This is a genomic window from Nocardioides albidus, from assembly GCF_006335005.1.
GTDB lineage: Bacteria > Actinomycetota > Actinomycetes > Propionibacteriales > Nocardioidaceae > Nocardioides > Nocardioides albidus.
This window is the reverse complement of the sequence record NZ_VDMP01000023.1, coordinates 232,564-241,041: the sequence shown is the minus strand read 5'-3', so window position 1 is coordinate 241,041 and position 8,478 is coordinate 232,564. Positions and strand designations below refer to the sequence as shown.

Sequence of the window (8,478 nt, the reverse complement as noted above, 5' to 3'; positions counted from 1 at the left end):
CCGCGACCACCCGGCGCTACACCCGGGCCCTGCTGGGCGCCGTGCCCTTCGTGGCGGCGTCCGCGATCCCGGTCGTCGCCGGCGCCCCGCCCTGGCTGCTCACCGGGGCCGTCCTCCCCGCGCTCGTGGCGCTCGCCCTCGCGACCGACCGGTCCCGCGCTCTCGGTCACGGCTTCCTCGAGGGCCACGTCGTGATGCGCTCGGGCTCGATCCTGCGCACCCGCGACGCCGTCGCGTCCGGTCACGTCATCGGCTGGAACCAGCGCGCGACCTGGTTCCAGCGGCGGGCGGGCCTGGTGACGCTGGCCGCGACCACGGCCGGCGGCAAGGGCGCCGTCGGCGTCCTCGACGTACCCACCGAGGCGGCGATCGCCCTGGCCGAGGCCGCCACCCCCGGCCTCGTCGGACAGTTCCTGGAGGCTCGGTGAACCCTCCCGTCAGCGAACAGCCGGACGGCACCTACGCGCCGGTCGCGGACGACCGGCCCGATCCGGGAGAGGTCGTCTGGGCGTGGGTCCCCTACGAGGAGGACCCGACCCGGGGCAAGGACCGGCCGGTCCTGGTGATCGGCACCGCCGCAGACGGCGACGGCCGGACGCTCCTGCACGCGTTGACGATGACGAGCAAGGACCACGACCGCGACGAGGCCCAGGAGGCCGCGGCGGGCCGCTACTGGATCGACATCGGCGCCGGCGCGTGGGATCCGCGCGGCAGGCCCAGCGAGGTCCGCCTCAACCGGCTGCTCGTCCTCGACGCCGCCGACGTACGCCGGATCGGCGCCGTCCTGGCGCCCGACCGCTACGCCGAGGTCGTCGCCGCCCGGCGGCGCTTCAGCGCATGAGGAAGGACGCTCGCCACACCTTGCGATCGCGCTCGGCCACCATGCCGCTCTCCTGCAGCACCGGCATCACCTTCTCCCCCATCCAGGCGATGGTCTCCCGATAGCTCTCGTTGCCGAGCGCCTGGCGGCGCGCCTCGCGGGGGTCGAGCCCGACGACGGCGTAGACGTCGGGGTGGACCAGGGAACGCATCGTCACGAAGGCGACCTGCGCGGTCAGCGCCTGGTGCCAGCGCAGCTTCGTGCGGCCCAGCCCGCGCACCGCCTTGGCCAGCTCCTCGCGCGCGAACGTGACGTGGCGGGCCTCCTCGGTCACGTGGATCCGGGCGACCATGCGGGTGAGCGGCTGGATCCGCTCGTCGCGCATCATCTCCCGCTGCCAGCGGTCGACGGGCTCCTCGCCGATGAGGATGCCGGCGTACGCGCTCGCTCCGCGCAGTGCGAGCGGTCCCAGGCGCGCCAGACGGTGGGGCGTCGGGCGGGGGCCGTACGCCGGCACGCCCATCGACCCGATCGCACGGCCGAACATCACCGTGTGCCGGGTCTCGTCGCCCACCTCGGTGAGCGCGAACTGGGTGCGGGCCGAGGTGGGGTCCTGGCGGTAGGCGTCGCGGAGCAGGATCTGCATCAGGACGATCTCGAACCAGATCCCGACGCTGGCGATGCTGGCGACCTCGTGCATCGACAGGAGGATCCGCTGCTCCTCGCTGAGTCCGCGCCACAGCGGCGTGCCGTAGAGGGACATCCGCTCCGGCTGCATCCACCACAGTCCGGGGACGGGCGGAGCGCTCCAGTCGAGGTCGACCTCGGGGTCGTAGGACTGGCGGGCGGTCGAGCGCAGCAGCCGCTGTGCGAGCGCGTCCGGGGCACTGCCACCGGGGGCGTCACCGACGAGGGTCACGGGGTGCCTCCTGGGAGGGATCTAACTATTACCGCTGGTAACATTAAGAGTACACTCGCGCCCATGGCCCCCAACGTCAAGAGCGACGGACGCACCACCCGGTGGGACCGGCACCGCGCCGAGCGGCGCGAGGAGTTCGTCCTCGCGGCGGTCCGCACGATCGACACCCTCGGGCCCGACGCGTCGGTGGCCGACATCGCCGCGGAGGCGGGCGTCAGCAAGCCGGTCCTCTACCGCTACTTCGCCGACAAGGGCGAGCTCCACGCGGCGGTCGGCGCCTGGGCCGCCGACCTGGTCCTCGCCCGCGTCCTCTCCGCCGTCCTCGCGCCCGCGACCGCCCGCGACCGGGTCACGGCGGGCGTCGCGGCGTACCTCGACACCCTCGCCGAGCATCCCCAGGCCTTCCTCCTGCTCAGCCGCCCGACGTCGGGCCAGGACCCGCTCGGCCCCGGCAAGGACCAGATCGCCGCGAAGCTGACCCGTCTCCTCGGCGACGCACTGCGCCACCTCGGCGGCGACGCCGGCGCCGCCGAGCCGTGGGCCCACGCCGTCGTCGGCCTCGGCACCTCCGTGGGCCAGTGGTGGCTCGAGCGGCACACGGTCTCGCGCGCCGCGGCCGCGCGCTATCTCAGCGACTTCATCTGGCACGCGCTCTCCGGCGCGGCGGCCGAGAGCGGCGTCGACCTCTCCGGACTCGACGCGGGCGACGGCGACGTGACCCCGATCCGCTCGGAGAAGCATCGATGAGCGCGACCCGCGGCCCCGAGCCGCAGGAGCCGCAGGAGGCGTACGACGGTCCGGCGGTCCTCGTCGTCGACGGCACCGACCACCCTGTGTCCGTGACCCTGCGCGGCGCGTTCCAGCCCCTCGACGGCCACTTCCACTGGTACGGCCGGATCGCGGTCTCCCCCGGGCTCGGGTCGGTCCGCAGCGGCTCCGCCGTGGTCCTGCGCACCGCCCACGGCGAGGCCGACGGCACCGTGGCCGACATCGACCCGTGGGGCCGGTTCCGGGTCAGCGGGACGGGGCGGCCGCCGTTCTGAGGCGGGCGGGAGCTTCTTCGTCCAGGCTCAAACGGATGTGACGGGAGTGACGATCACGTTGACCGCCTCGAGGGCGTCGGGGCCGGCGCGGTAGGCGTGCGGCCGGTCGGCGGCGAAGCGGACGTGATCGCCGGGCGCGAGCGGGACCGGGCCGTCGCCGTGCTCGACGAAGCCCGACCCGACCAATACGACCAACTGCTCCTCGACGCCCACCGGGTGGGCCGGCGAGACGCGCTCCGCGCCCGGCGCGAGCCGGAGCAGGTAGACCTCCGTCGTGCGATCCGGCTCGCGAACGACGCGCACCCGGGTCGCGACGACGCCCTCGTCGCCGACCACAGCGCCGTCGTGGTCGTCGAGGAGCGCGGCCAGGGGCACGCCGAGCGGCGTCGCGACGGCGTACAGCGTCTCCAGCGTCGGATTGCGCCGCCCGGTCTCGAGCTCGGACAGGGAGCCCTTCCCGATGCCGGCCTCGGCGGCGAGCGTCGAGAGGGAGAGGCCGCGGGCCTCGCGCAGCGCCCGGATCCGGGCGCCGACGCCGGCCCCCGCCCCGGTCGGCTCCGTCGCTCGCGCCATCGGGCCCTCTCCACCTAGAGTGTTCTGTATACGGAACGCCGCCGGCGTTCCCCGTGCGCGAGGAGGCGGCGTGTCCGAGGAGGGTACCCACGGCCCGGTGCTGGCCGGGATCGTCACGGCGCTGGTCGGGTTCAGCAGCTCCTTCGTCGTCGTGCTCGCGGGGCTGACGGCCGTCGGCGCCACCGCCGACCAGGCCGCCTCCGGCCTCGCGACCCTCCTCGTGACCCAGTCGCTCGGCATGCTCTGGCTCTCGCTGCGGCACCGGATCCCGGTCACCCTCGCCTGGTCGACGCCCGGCGCCGCGCTGTTGGCGACCTCGGCAGGCGTCACCGGTGGCTGGCCGGCCGCGGTCGGGGCCTTCGTCGCCACCGGCGTGCTCATCGTGCTGACAGCCCTCGTCCCGCGTGTCGGCGATCTCGTCGCGGCCATCCCCGTGAGCCTGGCCCGCGCGATGCTCGCCGGCGTGCTGCTGCCGCTGTGCCTGGCGCCGGTGACCGCACTGGTCGACTCCCCCGCCGCCGTCGCTCCGCTCGTCGTCGCGTGGCTGCTCCTGCTGCGCCTGGCGCCGCGGTGGGCGGTGCCCGGCGCGCTGGTCGTCGCGCTCGGAACCGTCGTCGCGACCGCGCGCATCGACGCGGCCGAGCTCGCGCCGCACCTCGCCTGGACGACCCCCACCTGGTCCCTGTCGGCCCTCGTCGGCATCGCCGTGCCGCTGTACGTCGTCACGATGGCCTCGCAGAACGTCCCCGGCGCGGCGGTGATGAGCGGGTTCGGCTACCGCGTCCCGTGGCGCGAGTCGCTCGCGGTCACCGGGATCGGCACCGTGGTCGGCGCACCGACGGGCGGGCACGCCATCAACCTCGCGGCGATCAGCGCCGCGCTGTCCGCGGGACCGGCCGCCGGACCGGACCCCCGCCGCCGGTGGATCGCCGCGGTCAGCGCGTCGGTCGCCTACCTCGTGCTCGCGGTCGGCAGCACCGCACTGGCCGCACTGGTCGCCGCGGCGGCCGACGGGGTGATGCAGGCCGCCGCCGGCCTGGCCCTCCTGGGCACCCTGGGCGCCGCGCTCGGCGACGCCCTCTCCGACCCGACCGAGCGCGAGCCCGCCGCCGCGACGCTGGTCGTCGCGGCGTCCGGCATCAGCGTGCTCGGGATCGGTGCCGCGTTCTGGGCGCTGGTCGCCGGCCTGCTGCTGCGGTGGTTCCTGCGAGCAGGGCGAGACCCCGCGTTACCCGACCGTGAACAAAGTGGACTTGAGGCCCAGCAGTGACCGGAAGTCGTCGCCCTCGTCGGTGACAGTGCCGCTGGTGCCTGCCACCTCGATCTTCACGACGCGACCACCCCAGTCACCGCTGCCGTCGCGGGTCGTCACCTTCAAGCCCGTGAAGTCCCCGATCCCCGGGTACGCCTGCTCAATCGCGGTAGCGGGAACGATCTGCTGCCAACCGGTCTTCGGGTCGTATGGATCAGGACCGGCGGCAAGGTACGGCTGGCTCGCGCCGCCGGCGGCCTTCGCCCCGCCGTTGCTCGAGGAGAACTGTGTGAACGCCGGCGCGCCGCCGTACGTCCGGATCTGGCGTGCCGTCGCCCGGATCGCCGCGTCGGACTCCGCCTTCTCGACGGCGACTCCGCGGTAGACCTGCGACTGAGTGGTGTCCCAGACGTCGAAGACGCCGCGGTCGTTGTTGTCGCGCTCGAAGACGGCGTAGGTGCGGGCGGCGACCGCCTGGGCCTGGACGGCCTGCGGGTGCCAGGTGGCAGGCATCTCGGAGGGGACGACGCCGCGCAGGTACTTCTCGACGCTCAGCACGTTGACCGTGTCGCGGCCCTGGCCGCTCGCGGGGACGACCGAGCGGATCCGGCCGCGGTAGTCGACGGCGCCGCCGGGGACGTGGAGCCGCAGCGTGCCGCCCTTGCCCCGGAACTCGGCCTGGCCCGGGATGATCCGCACCTTGTGCCACCGCCCGGTCTTGACCGAGAGCTTCGTGTCGCCCCCGTGCGCGGTCAGCTTCCAGCGCTTCGCGCCGCGCTTGCCGAGCTTCCAGGTCCGTCCCGTCGCGAGGCTGCGGACCTTCAGCTTCGAGCGGTGCTGCACCACGACGTTGCTGGTCGTGTCGGCGGTGATGAGGACCTTCACCGAGCCGCTCCCGAGGCCGGGTGCCGTGCCCGGGTAGTAGAAGTCGAGGATCTGCGCGGAGCTCAGGCCCTGCTGGGCGGCTCCCTTGGCGCCGTACTGGGACAGGCCCTTGCCGTGGCCCCAGCCGCTCCCGGTCAGCGTCACCGTCTCCGGCCCCGCGGCAGCGGCCGCGTCCGGGGCGGCGTCAGGGGTGGCGGAGGCGGAGGGCAGGGAGCCGGGACCGGCGAGGCCGAGGGCGAGACCGGCGGCGAGAGTGGTGATGGTTCCCGGGAACAGGCGCATCGTCCGAGAGTAACTGCCGGTTGAAAGCCCGCTGCCGGGTCGCAATAGGCTTTGGACATGACCGAGCTCGACAGCACGCAGACCCCGGCACCGACCGCCCCGGCCCCCGACGCGGGCCCCGCCGCGGTCGTCGTACCGGACAAGCCGGCGCTGGAGGGCCTCGAGGAGAAGTGGGCGCAGCGCTGGAAGGACGCCGACACCTACGGCTTCGACCGCACCCAGCCCCGCGAGAACGTCTACGCCATCGACACCCCGCCGCCGACCGTCAGCGGCAGCCTGCACGTCGGGCACGTCTTCTCCTACACCCACACCGACCTGATCGCCCGCTTCCAGCGGATGCAGGGCAAGTCCGTCTTCTACCCGATGGGCTGGGACGACAACGGCCTGCCGACCGAGCGCCGCGTGCAGAACTTCTACGGCGTGCGCTGCGACCCGTCGCTGCCGTACGACCCCGACTTCACGCCGCCCGAGAAGCCCGACCCGAAGCGGCAGATCCCGATCAGCCGGCCCAACTTCATCGCCCTGTGCGAGCAGCTGGTCGAGCAGGACGAGAAGGTCTTCGAGGACCTGTGGCGCACGCTCGGCCTCAGCGTCGACTGGAACACCACCTACACGACCATCGGCGCGAAGGCGCAGACCGTCAGCCAGCGTGCGTTCCTGCGCAACCTGGCCCGCGGCGAGGCCTACCTCCAGGAGGCGCCCACGCTGTGGGACGTCACCTTCCAGACCGCGGTCGCCCAGGCCGAGCTCGAGGCGCGCGACTACGCCGGCGCCTACCACCGGGTGGCCTACCACAAGCCCGACGGCTCGCCGGTCCACGTCGAGACCACGCGCCCCGAGCTGATCGCCAGCGCCGTCGCGCTCATCGCGCACCCCGACGACGAGCGGTACGCCGACCTCTTCGGCACCACGGTCACCTCGCCGGTCTTCGGCGTCGAGATCCCCGTGCTGGCGCACCCGGCGGCCGAGATGGACAAGGGCGCCGGCATCGCCATGTGCTGCACCTTCGGCGACCTCACCGACGTGCAGTGGTGGCGCGAGCTCCAGCTCCCCGTCCGCACCGTGATCGGTCGCGACGGCCGCTTCCTGCGCGAGACCCCGGAGTGGCTCTCCAGCGAGACCGCCTCCGCGGCGTACGACGACCTCCAGGGCAAGACCGTCCACTCCGCGCGCGAGGCCATGGTCGCCAAGCTGCGGGAGTCCGGCGACCTCGACGGCGACCCGACGCCGACCCAGCGGATGGCGAACTTCTACGAGAAGGGCGACAAGCCGCTCGAGATCGTGTCCACCCGCCAGTGGTACGTCCGCAACGGCGGGCGCGATGCCGCGATCCGCAAGCAGATGCTCGAGCGCGGCTCGCAGATCGAGTGGCTGCCGCCGCACATGAAGCACCGCTTCGACAACTGGGTGGGCGGCCTCAACGGCGACTGGCTGGTCTCGCGGCAGCGCTTCTTCGGCATCCCCTTCCCGGTCTGGTACCCGCTCGACGCGGAGGGCGAGCCCGACTACACCCGGCTGCTGCTGCCCACCGAGGCCGAGCTGCCCATCGACCCGTCGACCCAGGCGCCCACCGGCTACGCCGAGGAGCAGCGCGGCAAGCCCGGCGGCTTCATCGGCGACCCGGACGTGATGGACACCTGGGCCACCTCCTCGCTGACCCCGCACATCGCGGGCGGCTGGGAGTCCGACCCCGACCTGTGGTCGCGGGTGTTCCCCATGGACCTGGCCACCCAGGCCCACGACATCATCCGGACCTGGCTGTTCTCGCGGGTCGTGCGGGCCCACTTCGAGAACGGCGTCGCGCCGTGGTCGCACGCGATGATCTCCGGCTTCATCGTCGACCCGGACCGCAAGAAGATGTCGAAGTCCAAGGGCAACGTCGTCGTGCCCAACGAGATCCTCGACAAGTACGGCGCCGACGCGGTCCGCTGGCGTGCCGCCATCGCCCGCCCCGGCCTGGACTCGCCCTTCGACGAGACCCAGATGAAGGTCGGCCGCCGGCTGGCGATGAAGGTCCTCAACGCCTCCAAGTTCGTGCTCGGCAGCGTCGGCGCCACCACGTTCAGCGCGGCCGCCGTGAGCCAGCCGGTCGACACGGCCCTGCTCGGCCGGCTCGCGGGCGTCGTACGCCGCGCCACCGAGGCGTTCGAGGCCTACGACTACACCACCGCCCTCGAGGTCAGCGAGAAGTTCTTCTGGGAGTTCTGCGACGACTACCTCGAGCTGGTCAAGGAGCGCGCGTACGCCGGCGACGGCGACGCCTCGTCCTCGGCCCGGGCCACGCTCGCCCTCGCCCTGCAGGTCCAGCTCCGGCTGCTCGCGCCCTTCCTCCCCTATGTCACCGAGGAGGTCTGGTCGTGGTGGCAGGAGGGCTCGGTGCACCGCGCCTCCTGGCCGAGCGTCACCGAGCTCGGCTCTCCCGCCGCCTCCGACGGCTCCCTGATCGACGCCGTCGCCGCCGCCCTGTCCGGCATCCGCGGGGCCAAGTCGGCCGCCAAGGTCAAGATGCGTGCCCCGCTCGCGCGGGTCGAGGTCACCGGCCCCGCCCGCCTGGTCGAGGCCGCCGAGAAGGCCGCCGACGACCTGCGCCGCAGTGGCAACGTGGTCGGCGACCTGGTCTTCACCGTCGACGAGGACACCACCGAGCTGAGCGTCACCGCGGAGATCGCCGAGGAGTCGGCGGAGGGCTGAGAGGTCTCGGGTG

9 protein-coding genes are annotated in these 8,478 nt (G+C 73.4%); 6 read left to right on the top strand and 3 right to left on the bottom strand.

The genetic code is table 11. From position 1 onward, the window contains the following. On the top strand, positions 1-428 hold a 428-nt coding region (locus FHP29_RS22200; RefSeq protein ID WP_158296542.1), incomplete at its 5' end, for a PH domain-containing protein. Continuing rightward, a complete protein-coding gene (locus FHP29_RS10860; protein ID WP_205014019.1) occupies positions 425-841 on the top strand; it encodes a type II toxin-antitoxin system PemK/MazF family toxin in 417 nt (138 codons plus the stop codon). The genes FHP29_RS22200 and FHP29_RS10860, both read left to right, overlap by 4 nt. Here FHP29_RS10860 and FHP29_RS10855 read toward each other — a convergent pair. Then, complete coding sequence (locus FHP29_RS10855) at positions 831-1,739, bottom strand: AurF N-oxygenase family protein (protein WP_139622880.1); 909 nt, start codon at positions 1,737-1,739, stop codon at positions 831-833. The genes FHP29_RS10860 and FHP29_RS10855 overlap by 11 nt on opposite strands. 63 nt (positions 1,740-1,802) lie before the next feature. On the opposite strand from FHP29_RS10855, the gene FHP29_RS10850 reads away from it, so the two are divergent. Then, positions 1,803-2,486 carry a TetR/AcrR family transcriptional regulator gene (locus tag FHP29_RS10850; RefSeq protein WP_139622879.1) on the top strand — a complete coding sequence of 228 codons (684 nt, stop codon included), beginning with the start codon at positions 1,803-1,805 and terminating at the stop codon, positions 2,484-2,486. Further along, positions 2,483-2,782: a DUF4873 domain-containing protein gene (locus tag FHP29_RS10845; protein WP_139622878.1), complete on the top strand. Its 300-nt coding sequence runs from the start codon at positions 2,483-2,485 to the stop codon at positions 2,780-2,782. The genes FHP29_RS10850 and FHP29_RS10845 overlap by 4 nt, the downstream gene beginning before the upstream one ends. A 27-nt stretch (positions 2,783-2,809) precedes the next feature. On the opposite strand, the gene FHP29_RS10840 is transcribed toward FHP29_RS10845, so the two are convergent. Then, complete coding sequence (locus FHP29_RS10840; protein WP_139622877.1) at positions 2,810-3,355, bottom strand: helix-turn-helix domain-containing protein; 546 nt, start codon at positions 3,353-3,355, stop codon at positions 2,810-2,812. Positions 3,356-3,425: 70 nt separating this feature from the next. Here FHP29_RS10840 and FHP29_RS10835 point away from each other — a divergent pair, with 70 nt between their 5' ends. Then, positions 3,426-4,625 carry a benzoate/H(+) symporter BenE family transporter gene (locus FHP29_RS10835; protein WP_240044436.1) on the top strand — a complete coding sequence of 400 codons (1,200 nt, stop codon included), beginning with the start codon at positions 3,426-3,428 and terminating at the stop codon, positions 4,623-4,625. Here FHP29_RS10835 and FHP29_RS10830 read toward each other — a convergent pair. Then, positions 4,584-5,774 (bottom strand): SpoIID/LytB domain-containing protein, encoded by a 1,191-nt coding sequence (locus tag FHP29_RS10830; RefSeq protein ID WP_139622875.1) that lies wholly within the window; start codon positions 5,772-5,774, stop codon positions 4,584-4,586. The genes FHP29_RS10835 and FHP29_RS10830 overlap by 42 nt on opposite strands. 57 nt (positions 5,775-5,831) lie before the next feature. Here FHP29_RS10830 and valS point away from each other — a divergent pair, with 57 nt between their 5' ends. Continuing rightward, positions 5,832-8,465, top strand: coding sequence for a valine--tRNA ligase (valS, locus tag FHP29_RS10825; RefSeq protein ID WP_139622874.1), 2,634 nt, complete (start codon positions 5,832-5,834; stop codon positions 8,463-8,465). Positions 8,466-8,478 lie beyond the last annotated feature (13 nt).

Coding starts and splice junctions, on each gene's coding strand:
- FHP29_RS10850 (WP_139622879.1), top strand. CDS start 1,803: ATGGCCCCCAACGTCAAGAGCGACGGACGCACCACCCGGTGGGACCGG.
- FHP29_RS10845 (WP_139622878.1), top strand. CDS start 2,483: ATGAGCGCGACCCGCGGCCCCGAGCCGCAGGAGCCGCAGGAGGCGTAC.
- FHP29_RS10840 (WP_139622877.1), bottom strand. CDS start 3,355: ATGGCGCGAGCGACGGAGCCGACCGGGGCGGGGGCCGGCGTCGGCGCC.
- FHP29_RS10830 (WP_139622875.1), bottom strand. CDS start 5,774: ATGCGCCTGTTCCCGGGAACCATCACCACTCTCGCCGCCGGTCTCGCC.
- valS (WP_139622874.1), top strand. CDS start 5,832: ATGACCGAGCTCGACAGCACGCAGACCCCGGCACCGACCGCCCCGGCC.